Here is a 19,267-nt window from a genome sequence, read left to right as displayed (position 1 = left end):
ATCATCAACCCGCCAAAGAGTACTGATCATGAGCAAAAAGCCATCCAAGCATGGCCCCAACAAGGCCAAATCCATCATTGCCCAGCCGTTGTTCCGCAGTCGCCAGGAACGAGCCGGCAAAGGCAAAGGCAGCTACCGCCGCGAAGCCTTCCAGTCTAATAGCTGGGAGGCTTCTTACTTTCTGGCTGCCTGAAGGCAAGCGCCCCTCTGGCATGATAAGGTCTGTACCTGATTCGTATTCCCTGGACCTGTGCATGCCCTCTAGTCTTTCCCGTCGTTGGCACCTTCGCCAACTGATCGCTGCCTCCAGCCTCATTCTGTTAGTCGCCTGCGCGGAAAAACCCACCGCCGCCGATGCCCAACCCCTGCCCCCGCTCCAGACTGCACCGGTAGCTGCGCCTGCCGTCGTTGCGCCACTGGCGGTGGACAACCTTGATATCCAGCCGACCCAGACCTTTGCCGAATGGCAGGCAGGCTTTCGCGTGGAAGCCCTGAAGGCCGGTATCACGCCCCAGGTTTTCGACACAGCCTTTGCCAATGTCGTCCCCGATATGGCGGTGATCCGTGCCGACCGCAGCCAGCCGGAGTTCTCGCGCCCGGTGTGGGAATACCTCGATGGCGCCCTGTCGCCGCTGCGCGTGCGCAATGGCCAGTCGCTGCTGGTGAAATACGCTGACACTCTGCAACGCATAGAGGACCGTTATGGCGTCGACCGCCAGGCACTGGTCTCGGTGTGGGGCATGGAAAGTAACTTCGGCCAGTTCCAGGGCAACAACTCGGTGATTCGCTCCCTGGCGACCCTGGCATATGAAGGCCGTCGCCCGGCATTCGCCCAGGCCCAATTGCTGGCGGCGCTGCAAATCATCCAGCACGGCGATATCTCTGCTGACCAGATGAAAGGTTCCTGGGCCGGGGCCATGGGCCAGACCCAGTTCATCCCGACCACCTACAACACCCACGCCGTGGACTTCGACGGTGACGGTCGCCGGGATATCTGGAACAGCCCGGCCGACGCCCTCGCTTCCACCGCGCACTACCTGCAAAGCTCCGGCTGGCAAAAAGGCCAACCCTGGGGTTTTGAGGTGCAGCAACTGCCGTTGAACTTCGACTACGCCCTGGCCGATGGCAGCGTGCGTAAAACCGTAGGCGAATGGTTGAAACTGGGAATCCAGGTGCCGCCTGGCGCCAGTGTGCCGGCCAACGTGGACCAGCTTTCCGCGGCCCTGCTGCTGCCCGCTGGCTATCGTGGCCCGGCGTTCCTGGTGCTGGATAACTTCCGCGCGATCCTCAAGTACAACAACTCGTCGTCCTATGCATTGGCGGTTGGTTTGTTGTCGGAACGGTTCGGCGGTGGTGGCTTGATTCGTGGGAACTGGCCAAAAGATGAGCTGCCATTGACCCGCTCACAGCGGATTGATTTGCAGACGGTGCTCAGCGCCCATGGTTACGATGCGGGCAACCCGGACGGGATCATCGGCGCCAACACCCGCAAGGCGATTCGTGCGGCACAGCAGTCCCTGGGCTGGCCGGCGGATGGGTATCCGACGGTGAAGTTGCTGGAGTCACTGCAAAGCCGATAGATCGGCGTATGGCTGCTACCGCATTCGCGAGCAAGCCCGCTCCCACATTTTGACCGTGTACCTCCTGAAGTAATGCGATCGAAATGTGGGAGCGGGCTTGCTCGCGAAGAGGCCTTTAGCAGCAGTACAAGGGTCAAGCCTTAAACACCACATCCTGCTCCAACACCAACCGCCTCTCCCCCGCATCCAGCCGCACCCTCGCGCCCATCGGCAAGGTCAGGTTCGGGTTGCAGTGCCCACTGCGCCAGCCGGACAGTACCGGAATGCACAACGGCTCGAAGGTCTGTTTCAGCAGTCGTTCAAGCGCAGCACTATCAACGCCCGCCACATCCCCCACCACCACACCCGCCACCTGAGCCAGCTTGCCGGCCAGGCGCAAATGGGTGAGCAACCGATCAATGCGGTACAACGGCTCGTTAACATCTTCGATAAACAGAATGATGCCCTCGGCGTCAATCTCATACGCCGTGCCCATCACCGCTGCGATCATCGATAGATTGCCGCCCAGCAGACGCCCACAGGCGATGCCTGGCTCGACGGTGGTCAGTGGGTAGGCCACCGGGTGAGTCAGCTGGCTACCGGCTTTCACTTGCCCCCGCAGCATGCTGAACAGCGACGACTCGGTAGGCTGTTGCTTTTCGCCTAACAGGTCAGCGTTGTACATCGGCCCGTGAAAGGTGACGAAACCGGCATAGCGGTTGATCGCCAGGTGTAAGGCGGTGATATCGCTGTAGCCTACGAATGGCTTGGGGTTGGCCCGCAGCAGGTCAAAGTCCAGGCGGTCCAGCAGGCGTGGGGTGCCGTAGCCGCCGCGCAGGCAGAAAATCGCGTCGATGGTCGAGTCGGCGAACGCCGCGTGCAGGTCATTCAGGCGTACGTCATCACTGCCGGCGAGATAGCCATCACGCTGGCTCACGCCCGGAAAGATCCGCAGTGTGTAGCCCCGGGCGCGCATCCATTGCATGGCCTTGTCGATATCCAGCTCGGCCGGCCCGGCAGGGGCAATCAGCCCGATCACGCCTTCGGCGCGCAGCGCAGGTACCGCACAAGTGGTCAATTGAGTCGTCATCCATGGTTCTCCTCGTGTGGATTGCCCAAGGCACTCTAAACAGCAATGGTTGCAAACAGAAGAGGAAGAGTCAGTAGCAAATGTGGGAGCGGGCTTGGGTGGGAGCAGGCTTGCTCGCGAAAGCGCTCAGTCAGTCACCGGATAGGTCACTGATCCAACGCATTCGCGAGCAAGCCCGCTCCCACCCAAGCCCGCTCCCACAAGGGTCCTGCAGTGTCCGGCGTTCCGCGTATCAGGACACCAGGCTGGCCTTGACCAGTTTCGCCTGCTCGTCGGCGTGGTACGAGGAACGTACCAGCGGGCCGGAAGCGACGTTCTTGAAGCCCATCTTGTAGCCTTCTTCGGCAAACCAGGCGAAGACGTCCGGGTGCACGAAGCGCTGTACTGGCAAGTGGCTGCGGGACGGTTGCAGGTACTGGCCGAGGGTCAGCATGTCGATGTCGTGTTCGCGCATGCGCTTCATGACTTCGATCACTTCTTCGTCGGTTTCCCCCAGGCCCAGCATCAGGCCGGATTTGGTCGGAATGTGCGGCATCATCTGCTTGAATTTCTGCAGCAGGGTCAGCGACCACTGGTAGTCCGAACCCGGACGCGCGGCCTTGTACAGGCGCGGCACGGTTTCCAGGTTGTGGTTGAACACATCCGGCGGCTCGGCGGCGGTGATTTCCAGCGCCACGTCCATACGGCCGCGGTAGTCCGGCACCAGGGTCTCGAGCATCACGTTCGGCGACAGCTTGCGGATCTCGCGGATGCAGTCGGCAAAGTGCTGGGCACCGCCGTCGCGCAGGTCGTCACGGTCTACCGAGGTGATCACGACGTACTTGAGTTTCAGGTCGGCGATGGCGATGGCCAGGCTTTCCGGCTCGTTGACGTCCAGCGGCTTCGGCCGGCCGTGGCCAACGTCGCAGAACGGGCAACGACGGGTGCAGATGTCACCCATGATCATGAAGGTGGCGGTGCCGCCGGAGAAGCACTCGCCCAGGTTCGGGCAAGACGCCTCTTCGCAGACGCTGTGCAGCTTGTGTTTGCGCAGCAGGGCCTTGATGCGGTCGACTTCCGGCGAAACCGGGATGCGCACGCGAATCCAGTCAGGCTTTTTCGGCAGTTCGGTGGTCGGAATGATCTTCACCGGGATGCGTGCAACCTTCTCGGCGCCGCGCAGCTTGACGCCGGCTTCTACCTTGGCACGCGGGGCCGGACGCTCGGTAACATCCAGCGTCGGGATCATGGTTTGCACTGCATCAGTAGTCATAATCAGTCGATTCCGCCCGTTAGGGTCGTCTGCTCAGCATAGTCGAGGTGTTTGACGAGCTGCGCGCGCAGCCGGGCACTTACCTCGGCAAATTCTAGTGGTGTTGCGTGATCGCTCAACTGGGTCATCGCCAAACCGGCGTAACCGCAGGGATTGATCCGTCGAAACGGCGCCAGGTCCATGTCCACGTTCAAGGCCAGGCCGTGAAAGGAACAGCCGTGGCGAATCCGCAGGCCCAGGGAGGCGATTTTCGCGCCCTCTACGTAAACCCCCGGAGCATCCGGCTTGGCCGCTGCGGTCACACCGTAGCTGGCCAGCAGCTCGATCAGGCATGACTCCATGCGACTGACCAGCTCACGTACGCCAAAACCCAGCCTGCGCACGTCCAGCAACAGATAAGCCACCAATTGGCCTGGGCCATGGTAAGTCACCTGCCCGCCGCGGTCGACCTGCACCACCGGGATTTCTCCCGGCAGCAGCAAATGCTCGGCCTTGCCGGCCTGGCCCTGGGTGAAAACCGGCGGGTGTTCCACCAGCCAGATTTCATCCGGGGCTTCGGTGCCGCGCTCGTTGGTGAACCGCTGCATGGCGTGCCACACCGGTTCGTATGCCATTTGGCCGAGCTCGCGAAAGCCCAGGGTCTGTGACATCACAACACCATGTGCACGAAGCCGGTGGCCCGCAGTTCGCTGTTGATGTTGTAGAGCTGGTCCTGGTCAGTCGCAACGATGTGCAACTGAATGGTGGTGTACTTGCCGTTGGTGCTTTGACGCTCATCCACACGGTCATGGTTGATCGTTGCGTGTTTCTTGACGATCTCGATGATCTTGTCTTTGTTGCCCACACCCGTATCGCTGATCACCTTGACGGGATAGTCCACGTTTGGGAATTCGATCTTTGGCGCCTTTACTTCGGTATCGGTCATGGCGTAACGGCCTCGTAAGCGTAAGCCGTGGCGACGGGCATGACCCCGCGCCGGATCAGCGCGGGGTCATGCAGGTGCACACTATCAGTTGAACAAGCTGTAGAAGAATAGACGGATGCTATCCCACACGCGTCGGAAGATACCACCTTCGTCGACGGCGTCCAGAGCGATCAGGTCGGCGCTGTGCACCACCTTGTCGTCCAGCTTCACTTCGACCTTACCGATAACATCGCCCTTGGCGATCGGTGCGACCAGTTGCGGGTTCATGGTCATGCTGGCTACCAGCTTCTTGAGCTGGCCTTTAGGCATGGTCAAGGTCAGGTCTTCAGCCAGGCCGGCCTTGACTTGATGGGTCGCGCCTTTCCACACAGGGGCTTGAGCCAGCTCGGTGCCTTTCTGGTAGAAAGTCTGGGTTTCGAAGAAACGGAAGCCATAGGTCAGCAGCTTCTGCGTCTCGGCCGCACGGGCCTGCTCGCTGTTGGTACCGAATACCACGGCAATCAGGCGCTGGCCATCACGCACAGCGGACGACACCATGCAGTAGCCCGCTTCGTCGGTGTGACCGGTTTTCAGACCATCGACGGTCTTGTCACGCCACAGCAACAGGTTGCGGTTAGGTTGCTTGATGTTGTTCCAGAAGAACTCTTTCTGGGAGTAGATCGCGTAGTGCACCGGGTCGACACGAATGATCGCGCGCGCCAGGATCGCCATGTCGTGAGCCGACGAGTAGTGCTCCGGGTTCGGCAGGCCGGTCGGGTTCATGAAGTGGCTGTTGGTCATGCCCAGGTCGGCCACGGTTTTGTTCATCATGTCGGCGAACGCGTCTTCGCTGCCGGCGATGTGCTCGGCCAAGGCCACGCTGGCATCGTTACCGGACTGGATGATGATGCCGTGCAGCAGGTCGCTGACCGTCACCTGCGAACCGACCTTGATGAACATCCGCGAACCGCCGGTGCGCCAGGCGTTTTCGCTGACGGTCACCGGATCGTTTTCACCGATCTGGCCGCGACGGATTTCCAGGGTCGCGATATAGGCAGTCATCAGCTTGGTCAGGCTGGCTGGGGGCAGGCGCTGGTCACCGTTGTTCTCCACCAGCACGTTGCCGCTGGCGGCGTCCATCAGGACCCAGGCCTTGGCAGCCAGTTGCGGGGAAGCTGGCACCATTTCAACCGCCCAGGCGGCCGGGGTGATGATCAGCGAAAGAAGCAGGCACGTGCGTTTGGCTAAGGTGGTGATGTTCATCCGTCTCTCGAAATTGCTTATGGAAACTTGCCCTCGCGGGCAAAACTATTCAGACAGCCCGTCGCCAGACTGTCGCGTGTTCGGTTGTACGCCCACCCCTTGCCCCTGGGTTTTTATTGTTCAACGAGCCAACAACCAAGGCTCAAACCCGCATGCGAGCCTGAGCCATCAATCCTTTGTACTGCTTATTCGGCGGTGACCACGCTGGGTTGCCCCAGGTTGGCCATGCGCACGCTGTTCTGCACGTGTGCCACTTCGCTCGGCGAGCCGATCGGCCCCATGCGCACACGGTGCAAGGTTTGCTGGTTACGCACAATAGAGCTGATAAACACCGGCGCACTGACCATTCCGCTGAGCTTGGACCTTAACAGCTCTGCCGCGTCAGGGTTGGCGAAAGCACCCACTTGCAGGTACTGGCCGCCCACAGCAGAGGCTCCCGGCGCTGCATGGGGGATGACGACCGTGTCCGGGGCGTGCTGCGCCGGTGGCGGTGTCCACTGCTCGATCTTGCCGGCCGAGGCGGTGACTTGTGGTTGCGGGGTTTGCGGCTCGTTGAGCATCAACGGCGCCGGCTTGCCACGCTGGGCCCAGTACTGGGCCGGGTCGATACCTTCAACCTTCACCCGCGCCGTGCCGATCTCGGCATAGCCGAGCTTCTTCGCGGCGGCGTAGGACAAGTCGATGATCCGGTCCGAATAGAACGGCCCACGGTCATTGACCCGCAGGATTACCGAGCGGTTGTTGTCCAGGTTGGTCACGCGGACATAGCTGGGCAGCGGCAGGGTCTTGTGCGCCGCGCTCATGCCGTACAGGTCATACACTTCGCCGTTGGCGGTGTTCTGGCCATGGAATTTGGTCCCGTACCAGGACGCCGTACCCGATTGCACGTAGGTCTTGGAGTCTTGCAGCGGGAAGTAGTTTTTGCCCAGCACGGTATAAGGGTTGGCTTTGTAAGGACCGGTGTGCAGGGTCGGCGTGGCATCCGGGATCTTCGACACATCCACATCCCACCACGGCGCGCCGTCTTTGTGGGCGCGGTTGATATCCAGCCCCGGTTGGGAGCGGATGGCCGTGCCACCGGACTTTTGCACCGGTGCACGGCTGGTGGAGCAACTGACCACCAATAACGACAATGCGGCGTAAGCCACCAGCTTCAGGGGTTTGTACATCGGTGATACCGGCATTACTTGACGCCCCGTGCTTGGACCAGCATGTCTGACAGCTGATGCACGGCCATGGCGTACATCACACTGCGGTTATAACGCGTGATTGCGTAGAAATTCTTCAGGCCCATCCAATATTCCGGGCCATTTTCGCCTTCGAGGCGGAACGCCGTCACCGGCAGATCATCGCGTGGCGCATTCTGACTCGACCAGCCCAGCGCCCGCAACTCCCCCACTGTCTTGACGGGCTCGATACCCTGGGTCAGGCCTTCGTCGGCGCGGTCACCGGTCACATCGGCACGAATCACCACCGGCTCGCCGGCTACCCAACCGTGACGCTTGAAGTAGCTGGCGACGCTGCCGATGGCGTCATCGGGGTTGCTCCAGATATTGATATGGCCGTCGCCGTCGAAATCCACGGCGTAGGCGCGAAAGCTGCTCGGCATGAACTGCGGCAAGCCCATGGCCCCGGCGTAGGAGCCCTTGAGCGTCAACGGGTCGACCTGCTCTTCACGGGCCAACAACAGGAACTCGCGCAGCTCTTTGCGGAAGAATTCGGCGCGCGGCGGGTAATCAAAGCCCAGGGTCGACAAGGCGTCGATCACCCGGTAGCTGCCGGTGTTGCGACCGTAGAAGGTTTCGATGCCGATGATGGCCACGATCACTTGGGCCGGCACCCCGTATTCCTGCTCGGCGCGGGCCAGCACGGCTTCGTGCTGGCGCCAGAAGTCCACACCACGCGCCACACGGGCGTCGGTCAGGAACATCGGGCGATATTCCTTCCACTGCTTCACGCGCTCGGCGGGCCGGGAGATGGCGTCGAGGATTGCCTGCTTGCGCTGGGCCTCGCGGAACACGCCCATCAGCTGTTCACCGGCGAAACCATAGTCACGGGTCATCTCACCGACAAATTCGGCGACCTGGGGCGAGCCGTCGTAGTCGCCGGCCTGCGCTTCCTGCACAGCGGCCCCCAGCAGGCCCAACAGGCCCATCCAGGACACGTGCCGAGCAGCCCAGCCGCGCATTACTTGCATTGACATCTTCACCTTATTCAAACCTGTGCGATCCACTTACGATGGGTATGGATCGACATCAAAACCCCAAACGCTGACATCAATGTCACCAGCGAAGTTCCGCCGTAGCTAATGAACGGCAACGGCACCCCAACCACCGGCAACAGGCCACTGACCATACCGATGTTGACGAAAACGTAAACAAAAAACGTCATGGTGAGGCTGCCGGCGAGCAATTTGCCGAACAGCGTCTGCGCCTGGGCAGTAATCACCAGGCCGCGACCGATCAGCAGCAAGTAAATCAGCAACAGTGCGCAGATGCCCACCAGGCCGAACTCCTCGCCCATCACCGCGATAATAAAGTCGGTGTGGCTTTCCGGCAAAAAGTCCAGGTGCGACTGGGTGCCCAGCAGCCAGCCCTTGCCGAATACGCCACCGGAACCGATGGCGGCCTTGGACTGGATGATGTTCCAGCCGGTGCCCAGCGGATCGCTCTCCGGATCGAGGAACGTGAGGATTCGCTGCTTCTGATAGTCGTGCATGAAGAAGAACCACATGGCCACGGCCACCGGCACGGCGGCGGCCAGCACGCTGAGGATCCAGCGCCAGCGCAGGCCACCCATGAACAGCACGAACGCGCCGCCCGCGAGGATCAGCAGCGAGGTGCCAAGGTCGGGCTGGCGCACGATCAGGATAAACGGCACCCCGATCAATATCAGGCTGATGCCCACGTGCTTGAGCTGCGGCGGCAATGTGCGTTTTGACAGGTACCAGGCGATGGTCGCCGGCATCAGGATCTTCATGAATTCCGACGGCTGGAAGCGAATCACCCCCGGGATGTTGATCCAGCGGGTGGCCCCCATGGCGTTGTGCCCCATGACATCCACCACCACCAGCAGCAACACCCCGGCGACGTAACCCAGCGGCACCCAGCGCGCCATGAAGCGCGGCTCCAGCTGAGCGATCACCACCATCGACAACAGGCCCAGGCCAAACGAAGACGCCTGCTTGATCAGCAGGTCCCAGTTTTTGCCACTGGCCGAATACAACACAAACAGGCTGCCGGCCGCCAGGGTCAGCAGCAGGATCAGCAACGGGCCATCAATGTGCATGCGCTGCAGCAAGGTGGCGCGACGGCGCATCACATCCTCGCTGGAGAGGATGCGGTCAAAATTACTCTTCACGGGCCGTAGCCTCCACGCTGGATGGGGTGCCGCCATATTCGGGCTTGAGCTTGCCGTCTTCGGTCAACAGCCAGGCATCCATGACTTGACGCACCACGGGCGCTGCCACGCCGGAACCGGATTCACCGTTCTCGACCATCACCGCCACGACGATCTTCGGGTTGTCGGCCGGGGCAAAACCGACGAACAAGGCGTGGTCACGGTGGCGCTCCTGAACCTTGGAGCGGTCGTACTTCTCGCCCTGCTTGATCGCGACCACCTGGGCCGTACCACTCTTGCCGGCAATCCGGTATTGCGCGCCGACCGCCGCTTTACGCGCGGTACCCCGGGCGCCGTGCATCACTTGCTGCATGCCGTGGTTGACCTTGATCCAGTCGGACGGGTCGCGCAGCACAATGTCGGGAATCGGGTTTTCATCCACCGGGCGTTCGCCCTCGATGGTCTTGGCCAGGTGCGGACGGTTCCATACACCCTTGTTGGCCACCAGCGCAGTGGCCTGGGCCAGTTGCAGTGGCGTGGCCTGCATATAGCCCTGGCCGATCCCCAGAATCAGGGTTTCACCCGGGAACCACGCCTGACGACGGGTTGCTCGCTTCCACTCGCGGGACGGCATCAGGCCCGGGGATTCTTCGAACATGTCCAGGGAGACTTTCTGACCGAGGCCGAATTTACCCATGTACTCCGACAGCCGATCAATCCCCAGCTTGTGGGCCAGGTCGTAGAAGTAGGTGTCGTTGGACCGCATGATCGCCGTGTCCAGGTCCACATAGCCGTCGCCGGTACGGTTCCAGTTACGGTATTTGTGATCGTAGTTGGGCAGCATGTAGTAGCCGGGGTCAAACACGCGGCTCGACGCCGTGACCACACCCGAGTCCAGGCCGGCAATGGCCACCGCCGGCTTGATGGTCGAGCCTGGTGGATACAGGCCGCGCAGCACGCGGTTGAACAGCGGCCGGTCAATGGAATCCCGCAGCTCGGCGTAGGCCTTGAAGCTGATCCCGGTGACAAACAGGTTCGGGTCAAAACTGGGCTGACTGACCATCGCCAGCACTTCGCCCGTGCTCGGGTCCAGCGCCACCACGGCACCCCGACGCCCGCCCAGGGCCATCTCCGCCGCTTCCTGCAACTTGATGTCCAGGCTCAGCACGATGTCCTTGCCGGGCACCGGGTCGGTGCGCTTGAGCACCCGCAGCACGCGGCCACGGGCGTTGGTCTCGACTTCCTCGTAACCCACCTGGCCGTGCAGTTCCGGCTCGTAGAAACGCTCGATGCCGGTCTTGCCGATATGGTGGGTGCCGCTGTAGTTGACCGGGTCGAGGGTCTTGAGCTCTTTCTCGTTGATTCGGCCCATGTAGCCGACCGAATGCGCGAAGTGCGCCCCTTGCGGGTAATGGCGCACCAATTGCGCCACCACTTCCACACCCGGCAGCCGGAACTGGTTCACCGCGATCCGGGCGATCTGCTCTTCGGTCAGCTCGAACAGGATCGGCACCGGCTCAAACGGCCGGCGCCCCTGCTTCATGCGTTTCTCGAAGATCACCCGGTCTTCCGGTGTCAGTTGCAGCACCTCGACGATCACATCGAGGATCTGCTGCCAATCGCCGGAACGTTCGCGGGTCATGCTCAGGCTGAAGCTGGGCCGGTTATCCGCGACCACCACGCCATTGCGGTCGAAAATCAGCCCACGGGTCGGCGGAATCGGCTGCACGTGCACCCGGTTGTTTTCCGACAGTGTGGAGTGATAGTCGTACTGGATCACCTGCAGGAAATACAGGCGGGCAATCAGCACCCCCAGCAACGTCACCACCAAAATCGCGCCAAACACCACCCGCGCGCGTACAAGACGTGCGTCTTTCTCGTGGTCCTTGATGCGGATCGGCTGGGTCATCAGGCAGGGCGCAGATTATTTGTGGTAAGGGTGCCCGGACAGAACTGTCCAGGCGCGATACAGCTGTTCACCGATCAGAATTCTTACCAACGGGTGCGGCAGTGTCAGGGGCGACAGCGACCAGCGCTGGTCCGCCCGCGCGCACACTTCCGGCGCCAGCCCCTCGGGGCCGCCGACCATGAAGTTGACCGTGCGCGAATCCAGGCGCCAGCGATCCAGCTCCACCGCCAACTGCTCGGTGCTCCAGGGCTTGCCGTGCACTTCGAGGGTCACGATCCGCTCGTTGGGCCCGACCTTGGCCAGCATGGCTTCGCCTTCCTGACGGATAAAGCGGGCCACGTCGGCATTCTTGCCCCGGGTGTTGAGCGGTATTTCCACCAGTTCCAGCGCCAATTCGGATGGCAGGCGCTTGGCATATTCATGCCAGCCTTCTTCCACCCACTTGGGCATGCGTGAACCGACAGCGATCAGACGCAGGCGCACAGCCGTTCCTTATTCCTGGTCTTTGTTGAGCTTGTCGAAGTGCGCGTGGCCGACTTCAGGGCTGTGGTGCTTGCCATCCGCGGCACGGCTCTGCTCGGCGCCTTTCCACAGACGCTCCAGGTCGTAGAACTGACGGGCGTTGCTGGTCATCATGTGAACGATCACGTCGTCCATGTCCAACAGTACCCAGTCGCTGTCGCCCTTGCCTTCTTCACCCAATGGCTTGACGCCCTGGGCTTTGACCGCTTCGCGAACCTTGTCCAGCATCGCGCCGATCTGGCGGTTGGAGGTACCGGTGGCGATGATCATGAAGTCGGTGATGCTCTGCTTGTCGCGCACGTCCAGGACTTGAATGTCCTGGGCCTTCACGTCTTCCAGGGCAGCCACGGCAACCTTGACCAGCTCTTCGCCGGCCAGCTCAGGGCCGGTGTGGGCTTCTACTGGCAGAGGAGCGCTCTTGAACGTGCCTTTGCGCTTAACTTTGCTTACGTCTTTGTTCGTCATATAAAACTCGTTTTGCTCGTATGTTCGGGCGCTCGCTGCACGACTGTTCGTGCGTTCAAGCGCGCCTTTTCAGTTCGACGCACGGTAAAGCCCGTGCGCATCGATGTAGGCCAGGACCGCGTCAGGCACCAGGAAACGTACCGACTTCCCGCTGGCCAGCAGTTGACGGATCTGGGTGGCAGACACCGCAAGCGGGGTTTGCCAGACGAATGCAATATTCCCGCTCGGCCCGGTCAGGGCCAAAGGGTCACTTACCGACCGCGCTGCCAGCAGGTTGCGCAAGGCATCCGGCGATTCGGCGTCGGCATCCGGGCGTTGCAGCACCAGGATGTGGCAATGCTGGAGCAACTCTTCCCAGCGGTGCCAAGTGGGCAGGCCGCAAAACGCGTCCCAGCCCAAAAGTAGAAATAACTGGTCATCCGCGGCCAACTCGGCCCGCATCAGTTCCAGGGTGTCGACAGTGTAGGACGGTTTGTCGCGCTTGAGTTCGCGGTCGTCCACCACCAGCGGTGCAATGCCGGCCACCGCCAGGCGAACCATCTCCAGGCGCTGCTGCGCAGACACCTGCGGCGTGTCGCGATGGGGCGGCCGGGCGTTCGGTGCCAGGCGCAGCTCATCCAGCCCGAGGGCGTCCGCGACTTCCAGTGCACTGCGCAAATGGCCGATGTGCACGGGGTCGAAGGTGCCGCCGAGCAGCCCGATGCGTTTACCCATCAAGTGCGCACATGACCGTCACCGAACACCACGTACTTCTCGCTGGTCAGCCCTTCCAGGCCAACCGGGCCGCGTGCGTGGAGCTTGTCGGTGGAGATACCGATCTCCGCCCCCAGGCCATACTCGAAGCCGTCGGCGAAGCGCGTCGAAGCGTTGACCATCACCGAAGCGGAATCCACTTCGTTGAGGAAACGCCGGGCGTCGCTGAAATGCTCGGTGACAATGGCGTCGGTGTGCTTGGAGCCGTATTGGTTGATGTGTTCGATGGCCTGGTCCAGGTCGTCGACGATGCGGATCGACAGGATCGGCGCCGTGTATTCGGTGTACCAGTCTTGCTCGGTGGCTTCGATCACGTCGCTGCCGAGGATCGCCCGGGTACGTTCGCAGCCACGCAGTTCAACGCCCTTGTCGCGGTAGATGGCAGCCAGCGGCGGCAGCACGCGATCGGCAATGCCGGCGTGCACCAACAGGGTTTCCATGGTGTTGCACGGGGCGTAGCGATGGGTCTTGGCGTTGTCGGCAATGCGGATCGCCTTGTCGAGGTCGGCGGCGATGTCGATGAACACGTGGCAGACGCCGTCCAGGTGCTTGATAACCGGCACCTTGGCATCACGGCTCACACGCTCGATCAGGCTCTTGCCACCGCGCGGCACGATCACGTCGACGAATTCAGGCATGGTGATCAGCGCGCCAACGGCGGCGCGGTCGGTAGTCTCGACCACTTGCACCACTTCGGCCGGCAGCTCGGCCACGGCCAGGCCCTGCTGAATGCACGCGGCGATGGCACGGTTGGAATGGATGGCCTCGGAGCCGCCCCGCAGGATGGTGGCATTGCCGGACTTGAGGCACAGGCTCGCGGCGTCGATGGTCACGTTCGGGCGCGACTCATAGATGATGCCGATCACGCCCAGGGGCACGCGCATCTTGCCCACCTGGATACCCGAGGGCAGGTAGCGCATGTCGCGGATTTCACCGATGGGGTCAGGCAGCTTGGCCACCTGACGCAAACCTTCGATCATGTCGTCGATGCGCGCCGGCGTCAGCGCCAGGCGATCCAGCAAGGCAGGCTCCAGACCATTGGCCCGGCCGTTGGCCAGGTCTTGCTCGTTGGCAGCGGTCAGCTCGGAGCGCGAGGCATCCAGAGCGTCGGCGGCCGCCAGCAAGGCGCGGTTCTTCTGCGCCGTGCTCGCACGGGCGATCAACCGCGAAGCCTGACGGGCAGCGCGACCCAGGCGGGTCATGTAGTCAAGAACGGACTCAGTCATGGTCTGGTGGGGTCTTGGCAAAGAGGAAAGCGGCAGATTATAGCTGTGACGCCGTCCTACGGACAGCGGTGAGGGGCGGATGGTCGAAATGAACTGCAAAAACCCGACGTTCAGCGGGAATTAAGGCTGGAGTTGTTATCATCCTGTCACATTTAGCCGTATTACCTTTGATCGCCATGTCCAGTTTTTCGCCACTGATCCGCGCCAACGCCTTGCCCGACGGCTTTTTCGACCGTGACGCGCAACTGCTCGCGCGCGAATTGCTGGGAAAAGTCATTCGCCATCGTGTCGGCGATTTGTGGCTGTCGGCGCGCATTATCGAAACCGAAGCCTATTACCTCGCCGAAAAAGGCAGCCACGCGTCCCTCGGCTACACAGAAAAGCGTAAGGCTTTGTTTCTGGATGGCGGCCACATCTATATGTACTACGCCCGTGGCGGTGACTCGCTGAACTTCAGCGCCCACGGCCCGGGCAATGCGGTGCTGATCAAATCGGCCTATCCGTGGGTCGACGAAGTCTCCGGCCCGGCCAGCCTGGCGCAGATGCTGTTGAACAACCCGGATGCCAGCGGCAAGCCGCGCCCCTCGCAAAAGCTGTGTGCCGGCCAGACCTTGCTGTGCAAGGCGCTGGGTTTGAAAGTGCCGATGTGGGATGCCAAGCGCTTTGACCAGGAGCGGCTCTACGTGGAAGACGTGGGGCTGGCGCCGGCGCAAATCATCCAGACCACCCGGCTGGGCATCCCCGGCGGGCGTGATGAACACCTGATGTACCGCTTCGTCGATGCCGGTTATGCGCCGTATTGCACACGGAACCCGCTGCGCCGGGGCCAGGTCGAAGGCCGCGACTATTTTTTGATTTGAAACACACTAGCCCCCTGTAGGAGCGAGCTTGCTCGCGAAGCACCCGAGAGCGCCGCGCTAAACCAGATAGCCCGCGTCAGCGTTAACGACCTTCGCGAGCAAGCTCGCTCTACAGAGGGGGTAATATTCACAAAGGGAGTTTGATTGTATGGGCCCATGGCTCGATGGCATTACCGGCTGGCTGACACTGAACCCGCAATGGCTGGCCGTGGCGGTGTTTATCGTGGCGTGCGTGGAGTGCCTGGCCATTGCCGGCCTGATCGTACCGGGCACGGTATTGCTGTTTGCCATCGCCGCCCTGGCCGGCAGCGGCGCACTGTCCCTGGGAGAAACCCTGTTGCTGGGCTTCCTCGGCGGCGTGCTGGGCGATGTTGTTTCCTACTTCCTCGGTCGCCATTTCCACCAGAACATCCGGCGCCTGCCCGGCCTGCGGCATCACCCCGAATGGATGAGCGGCGCCGAGGCTTACTTCCAGAAGTACGGCATCGCCAGCTTGTTGGTAGGACGCTTCATTGGCCCGCTGCGGCCGATGTTGCCGATGGTTGCGGGCATGTGCGACATGCCCTTCCCACGTTTTGCTGCCGTGAGCCTGCTGGCCGGCGCGGGATGGTCGGTGGCGTATCTGCTGCCGGGCTGGGCCACCGGCGCGGCCTTCCGCCTGCCATTGCCCGAAGGTTTCTGGCCGGAGGCCGGGATTGTCGCCGCGTGCCTGGCGGTGCTGATCGGCGTGAGCCTCAACAGCAGCCTGCGCGGCCACCGGCGCGCCACCCTGTGGATTGGCTGCATGGGCGGCACATTGCTGCTCGCGCTGTTTATCGGCTATCCCTACCTCAACGACTTTGACCAGGGCTTGATGGCACTGGTGCAGGAACACCGCGGCCCGGCAATCGATCGGGCAATGGTGATGGTGACCCAGCTCGGCGAGTTCAAGAAGATGTTTGTGGCCAGCGCCGTGTTGACCGGCCTGTTGGTAGTGGCGCGGCAATGGCGCCAGGCAATCTTTGTCGGCGCCACCCTGCTGGGCGCGGCACTGATCAATACCGGGACCAAGCTGTTTTTTGCGCGGATGCGCCCTGAAGTACTGACCGACCCGCTCACCAGCTTCAGCATGCCCAGCGGCCATGCGTCCGGCTCGTTTGCATTCTTCCTGGCCTTGGCGGTGCTTGCCGGTCGCGGTCAACCGACACGACTGCGCCTGACCTGGCTGGTGCTTGGCTGCATTCCCGCCGCCACCATCGCGATTTCCCGGGTGTACCTGGGCGCGCACTGGCCGACGGACATCCTCGCCGGCACCCTGCTGGCAATGACGGTGTGCGCCTTCAGCCTGACGTTAAGCCAGCACCGCAGCCTGTTGCCACCGATGCCGCCTAAAGTCTGGTGGCTGATCCTGCCGGTGTGTGGCGCGGTGCTCGCGTTCATTGCGTTTACCGGCACTTCCCACGCACTGCTGAGGTACGCCTACTAGGCAGGCCCCAGCCAATCCAGGGGTGCAGCGCGGCGTTCGACGCTGCGCTCGCGCCGCTCCAGAAGCATTTCGTCAGCAATCTCCGCGGCGCGTTCAGCGATGTACTCCGCACCGCGACCGTCGTTCATATGAAGAATTTGCGTGGTGATGGCCATAAAAAACGCGTCCCACACGACTTGCTCCGATTGCGAAAGCCGAATCATCCTTTTCCCCTGATCATCATTACGTGATTGCCAACTATTTCAGGCAACGGGATCAGGACAACCACGGAAAATCTGAAGACGGGGAAGGACAAGTCCGAGTGACACTCGCGGGTCAGGTGAACAACTCGCCCTGCAACTCATCCAGCAGCAACTGGATCGCGTCCAGGCGCTGTTGCGGGTCATCGAGTTGCAACAGGTCGATCTTGTCGGCCTCGGTAAACGGCAGCAGATAGGCCAATTGATTGCCCAAGGCTTGCTGGCCGTCGGCGTGGGTGCCCATATCCAGGGACGCCACCATCGGATGCTCGGCCAGGGCATGGAGCAACGCCAACAAGTCGGCGTCTTCCTCTTCCAGGGGTTGCTCGGGCTGCTCGTCCAGCCATTGCACCTCGGCCACCAGCAGTTGGTCCTTCTGCACACCGGCATCACGCACGCGGAAACGCCGGCCACCCTCGACCCGAATCCCCAGCAGGCCATTGTCCTGCTGCTTGAAGTCGCGGATCAGCGCCTCGCAACCAATCAACGCATAGCCATCCGGCGCCAGCCCCACTTCCTTGCCGTCGAGGATGCACACCACGCCAAAGCTTTCGCCCTTTTTCATGCAGCGGCTGATCATGTCCAGGTAACGCGCCTCGAACAATTGCAGGTCGAGGGTGCACCCGGGAAACAGCACGGTATTGAGTGGGAAAAGCGCCAGACTCATAAAGGTTTCCTTAAACCCGACTTAAATAACCAGCGACACGGCCAACGGCAGGAAGACCGCCGTGGCCACGCCCATCAGACTCATGGCCAGCGCCGCAAAGGCGCCGGTTTCTTCGCTTTCCTGCAAGGCCACCGAGGTACCCACGGCGTGGGCGGTCATGCCCAACGCCATGCCGCGCGCCTCGGGGCTGTGCACGCCCAGGCGCGATAAATACGCCGGGCCGATCATCGCGCCGATCACCCCGGTGATCAGCACAAACACCGCCGCCAATGCCGCCACGCCGCCGATCTGCTCGGCCACCAGCATCGCAATCGGCGAGGTCACGGACTTGGGCGCCAGGGTCATCAGCATCATGTGCTCAGCGCCAAACCACCAGCCCAACAGCACGCACAGGCCGGTCGCCAATACGCCTCCCACCACCAGCGTAGTAAAAATTGGCCAGAACAATTGGCGAATCCGTCGCAGATTCAGGTAAAGCGGCACCGCCAGGGCCACCGTCGCCGGGCCCAGCAGGATGCTCATGATCTCGGTGCTCTTGCGGTACTCGACGTAGGTCAAGCCGCAACTGAGCAACACGCCGATCACCAGCAGCATCGACACCAGCACCGGCTGCAGGAAAATCCAGCGGGTTTTCTCGAAGCCGGCCAGCACCAGCTGATAGGCGCCGAGGGTGATACCGATGCCGAACAGCGGGTGATGAATGACCGCCGTCCACGCGCCGTGCCAGTCGAAGATCATTGATCCTTCTCCTTGCGCTTGACCATCTGCTGCATCAGCACGCCGACAAAGCCCATGGCGATCACCAGCGACAACACCAACGCGCCGACGATGGCCCAGAAGTCGGCGACGATGTCCTTGGCATACACCATCACGCCGACCGCAGGTGGCACCAGCAGCAACGGCAAATAACGCAGCAGACTGCTGGCCGCCAGGCTCAAGGGCTCACCGACTTCGCCGCGCCACACCAGGAAGGCCAGCATCAGCAGCAGTCCGATAATCGGCCCCGGCAACACCGGGACAAACAAATGATTGATCGCCGTGCCGAGCAATTGAAACAGCACCAGCCATGTCAGACCGCGTAACAGCATCCGTTCTTCTCCCCCAAAAGCGTGTCGGCATTATAAGCACGCTGCCTCTATGGAACGGCATTCGCCAAAAGCATGGTGGGTTGACCGGGCCAAGTGCCCATGATGATCTACATTGGTTCTCTGGACCTGTCCAAAAATACAAAACGATGAAGCCAACCGAGCAAAGAAGGAGAGTCGCAATGCCCTCAGTACCCGTAGAGCAACTCAAGGATTATGTCGGCAAGGAACTGGGACGTTCCGCATGGCTCACCATCGACCAGGAGCGCATCAACCTGTTCGCGGAGGCCACCGGCGATTTTCAGTTCATCCACGTCGACCCGGTGAAAGCCGCCAAGACGCCGTTTGGCAGCACCATCGCCCACGGTTTCCTGTCACTGTCGCTGATACCCAAGCTGATCGAAGACATCCTGATCATGCCCGAAGGCCTGAAAATGGCCGTCAACTATGGCCTGGACAGCGTGCGCTTCATCCAGCCGGTGAAGGTCGACTCCAAAGTGCGCCTGGCCGTGACCCTCACCGACGCCATCGAGAAAAAACCCGGGCAATGGCTGCTTAAGGCCACCTGCACCCTGGAAATCGATGGCCAGGAGAAACCGGCGTATATAGCCGAGTCGTTGTCACTCTGCTTCGTCTGAGCCTGGCCGTGGTGAGCCCGCCTGCTCACCA

22 protein-coding genes are annotated in these 19,267 nt (G+C 61.8%); 5 read left to right on the top strand and 17 right to left on the bottom strand.

Annotated features, from left to right (window positions below):
• The first annotated feature begins 28 nt into the window (after window positions 1–28).
• Together arfA and LIY45_RS21155 are read left to right on the top strand one after the other, a co-directional pair.
• The gene (arfA, locus tag LIY45_RS21160) at window positions 29–193 is read left to right on the top strand and encodes an alternative ribosome rescue factor ArfA (protein WP_003176285.1); all 165 of its coding nucleotides are present in this window, start codon (window positions 29–31) and stop codon (window positions 191–193) included.
• 61 nt (window positions 194–254) lie between these two features.
• Window positions 255–1,580, top strand: a complete 1,326-nt coding sequence (locus LIY45_RS21155; protein ID WP_226477488.1) for a lytic murein transglycosylase — start codon at window positions 255–257, stop codon at window positions 1,578–1,580.
• 133 nt (window positions 1,581–1,713) lie between these two features.
• Here the strand turns inward: LIY45_RS21155 and LIY45_RS21150 are convergent, their stop codons facing one another.
• The 13 genes from LIY45_RS21150 to LIY45_RS21090 all read right to left on the bottom strand — a co-directional run bounded on the left by LIY45_RS21150 (window position 1,714) and on the right by LIY45_RS21090 (window position 14,282).
• Window positions 1,714–2,649 carry an LD-carboxypeptidase gene (locus tag LIY45_RS21150; RefSeq protein WP_226477487.1) on the bottom strand — a complete coding sequence of 312 codons (936 nt, stop codon included), beginning with the start codon at window positions 2,647–2,649 and terminating at the stop codon, window positions 1,714–1,716.
• Between the two features lie 232 nt (window positions 2,650–2,881).
• Window positions 2,882–3,877 (bottom strand): lipoyl synthase, encoded by a 996-nt coding sequence (lipA, locus tag LIY45_RS21145; protein ID WP_017476250.1) that lies wholly within the window; start codon window positions 3,875–3,877, stop codon window positions 2,882–2,884.
• A gap of 26 nt (window positions 3,878–3,903) precedes the next feature.
• Window positions 3,904–4,551, bottom strand: coding sequence for a lipoyl(octanoyl) transferase LipB (gene lipB / locus LIY45_RS21140; RefSeq protein WP_017476251.1), 648 nt, complete (start codon window positions 4,549–4,551; stop codon window positions 3,904–3,906).
• Window positions 4,551–4,826 (bottom strand): DUF493 domain-containing protein, encoded by a 276-nt coding sequence (locus LIY45_RS21135; RefSeq protein WP_003215438.1) that lies wholly within the window; start codon window positions 4,824–4,826, stop codon window positions 4,551–4,553. The genes lipB and LIY45_RS21135 overlap by 1 nt, the downstream gene beginning before the upstream one ends.
• An 84-nt stretch (window positions 4,827–4,910) precedes the next feature.
• Entirely contained in the window at window positions 4,911–6,068 is a 1,158-nt protein-coding gene (locus LIY45_RS21130) for a D-alanyl-D-alanine carboxypeptidase family protein (RefSeq protein ID WP_017476252.1), read from the bottom strand.
• A gap of 185 nt (window positions 6,069–6,253) precedes the next feature.
• On the bottom strand, window positions 6,254–7,252 hold the full coding sequence (locus tag LIY45_RS21125) for a septal ring lytic transglycosylase RlpA family protein (RefSeq protein ID WP_226477486.1): 999 nt from the start codon (window positions 7,250–7,252) through the stop codon (window positions 6,254–6,256).
• Window positions 7,252–8,265 (bottom strand): lytic murein transglycosylase B, encoded by a 1,014-nt coding sequence (gene mltB / locus LIY45_RS21120; RefSeq protein ID WP_226477485.1) that lies wholly within the window; start codon window positions 8,263–8,265, stop codon window positions 7,252–7,254. The genes LIY45_RS21125 and mltB overlap by 1 nt, the downstream gene beginning before the upstream one ends.
• A gap of 17 nt (window positions 8,266–8,282) precedes the next feature.
• Complete coding sequence (rodA, locus tag LIY45_RS21115; protein ID WP_050543221.1) at window positions 8,283–9,386, bottom strand: rod shape-determining protein RodA; 1,104 nt, start codon at window positions 9,384–9,386, stop codon at window positions 8,283–8,285.
• 31 nt (window positions 9,387–9,417) lie between these two features.
• Window positions 9,418–11,316, bottom strand: coding sequence for a penicillin-binding protein 2 (gene mrdA, locus LIY45_RS21110; protein WP_017476255.1), 1,899 nt, complete (start codon window positions 11,314–11,316; stop codon window positions 9,418–9,420).
• A 15-nt stretch (window positions 11,317–11,331) separates the two neighbouring features.
• Window positions 11,332–11,799, bottom strand: a complete 468-nt coding sequence (gene rlmH, locus LIY45_RS21105; RefSeq protein ID WP_003185785.1) for a 23S rRNA (pseudouridine(1915)-N(3))-methyltransferase RlmH — start codon at window positions 11,797–11,799, stop codon at window positions 11,332–11,334.
• 9 nt (window positions 11,800–11,808) lie between these two features.
• On the bottom strand, window positions 11,809–12,303 hold the full coding sequence (rsfS, locus tag LIY45_RS21100; RefSeq protein ID WP_003215432.1) for a ribosome silencing factor: 495 nt from the start codon (window positions 12,301–12,303) through the stop codon (window positions 11,809–11,811).
• Between the two features lie 69 nt (window positions 12,304–12,372).
• Complete coding sequence (gene nadD, locus LIY45_RS21095; protein WP_003215431.1) at window positions 12,373–13,017, bottom strand: nicotinate-nucleotide adenylyltransferase; 645 nt, start codon at window positions 13,015–13,017, stop codon at window positions 12,373–12,375.
• A complete protein-coding gene (locus LIY45_RS21090; RefSeq protein WP_226477484.1) occupies window positions 13,017–14,282 on the bottom strand; it encodes a glutamate-5-semialdehyde dehydrogenase in 1,266 nt (421 codons plus the stop codon). The genes nadD and LIY45_RS21090 overlap by 1 nt, the downstream gene beginning before the upstream one ends.
• Window positions 14,283–14,458: 176 nt before the next feature.
• Here LIY45_RS21090 and LIY45_RS21085 point away from each other — a divergent pair, with 176 nt between their 5' ends.
• The gene (locus LIY45_RS21085) at window positions 14,459–15,142 is read left to right on the top strand and encodes a DNA-3-methyladenine glycosylase (RefSeq protein WP_226477483.1); all 684 of its coding nucleotides are present in this window, start codon (window positions 14,459–14,461) and stop codon (window positions 15,140–15,142) included.
• A 148-nt stretch (window positions 15,143–15,290) separates the two neighbouring features.
• On the top strand, window positions 15,291–16,607 hold the full coding sequence (locus tag LIY45_RS21080; RefSeq protein WP_226477482.1) for a bifunctional DedA family/phosphatase PAP2 family protein: 1,317 nt from the start codon (window positions 15,291–15,293) through the stop codon (window positions 16,605–16,607).
• On the opposite strand, the gene LIY45_RS21075 is transcribed toward LIY45_RS21080, so the two are convergent.
• The 4 genes from LIY45_RS21075 to LIY45_RS21060 form a co-directional block, all read right to left on the bottom strand.
• The gene (locus tag LIY45_RS21075; protein ID WP_226477481.1) at window positions 16,604–16,810 is read right to left on the bottom strand and encodes a hypothetical protein; all 207 of its coding nucleotides are present in this window, start codon (window positions 16,808–16,810) and stop codon (window positions 16,604–16,606) included. The two genes, LIY45_RS21080 and LIY45_RS21075, sit on opposite strands and share 4 nt — an antisense overlap.
• 112 nt (window positions 16,811–16,922) lie before the next feature.
• The gene (locus LIY45_RS21070; RefSeq protein ID WP_226477480.1) at window positions 16,923–17,513 is read right to left on the bottom strand and encodes an LON peptidase substrate-binding domain-containing protein; all 591 of its coding nucleotides are present in this window, start codon (window positions 17,511–17,513) and stop codon (window positions 16,923–16,925) included.
• A 21-nt stretch (window positions 17,514–17,534) separates the two neighbouring features.
• Window positions 17,535–18,251, bottom strand: a complete 717-nt coding sequence (locus LIY45_RS21065) for an LrgB family protein (RefSeq protein WP_226477479.1) — start codon at window positions 18,249–18,251, stop codon at window positions 17,535–17,537.
• Window positions 18,248–18,601: a CidA/LrgA family protein gene (locus LIY45_RS21060; RefSeq protein WP_226477478.1), complete on the bottom strand. Its 354-nt coding sequence runs from the start codon at window positions 18,599–18,601 to the stop codon at window positions 18,248–18,250. Before LIY45_RS21060 ends, LIY45_RS21065 begins: the two co-directional genes overlap by 4 nt.
• Before the next feature lie 179 nt (window positions 18,602–18,780).
• Between LIY45_RS21060 and LIY45_RS21055 the strand changes: the two genes are divergently transcribed.
• On the top strand, window positions 18,781–19,236 hold the full coding sequence (locus LIY45_RS21055; RefSeq protein ID WP_226477477.1) for a MaoC family dehydratase: 456 nt from the start codon (window positions 18,781–18,783) through the stop codon (window positions 19,234–19,236).
• Window positions 19,237–19,267 lie beyond the last annotated feature (31 nt).

This window comes from Pseudomonas sp. MWU16-30323 (assembly GCF_020515595.1).
GTDB classification, from domain to species: domain Bacteria; phylum Pseudomonadota; class Gammaproteobacteria; order Pseudomonadales; family Pseudomonadaceae; genus Aquipseudomonas; species Aquipseudomonas yamanorum.
The sequence above is the reverse complement of the archived record's forward strand: the minus strand, read 5'-3'. Positions and strand labels throughout refer to the sequence as shown.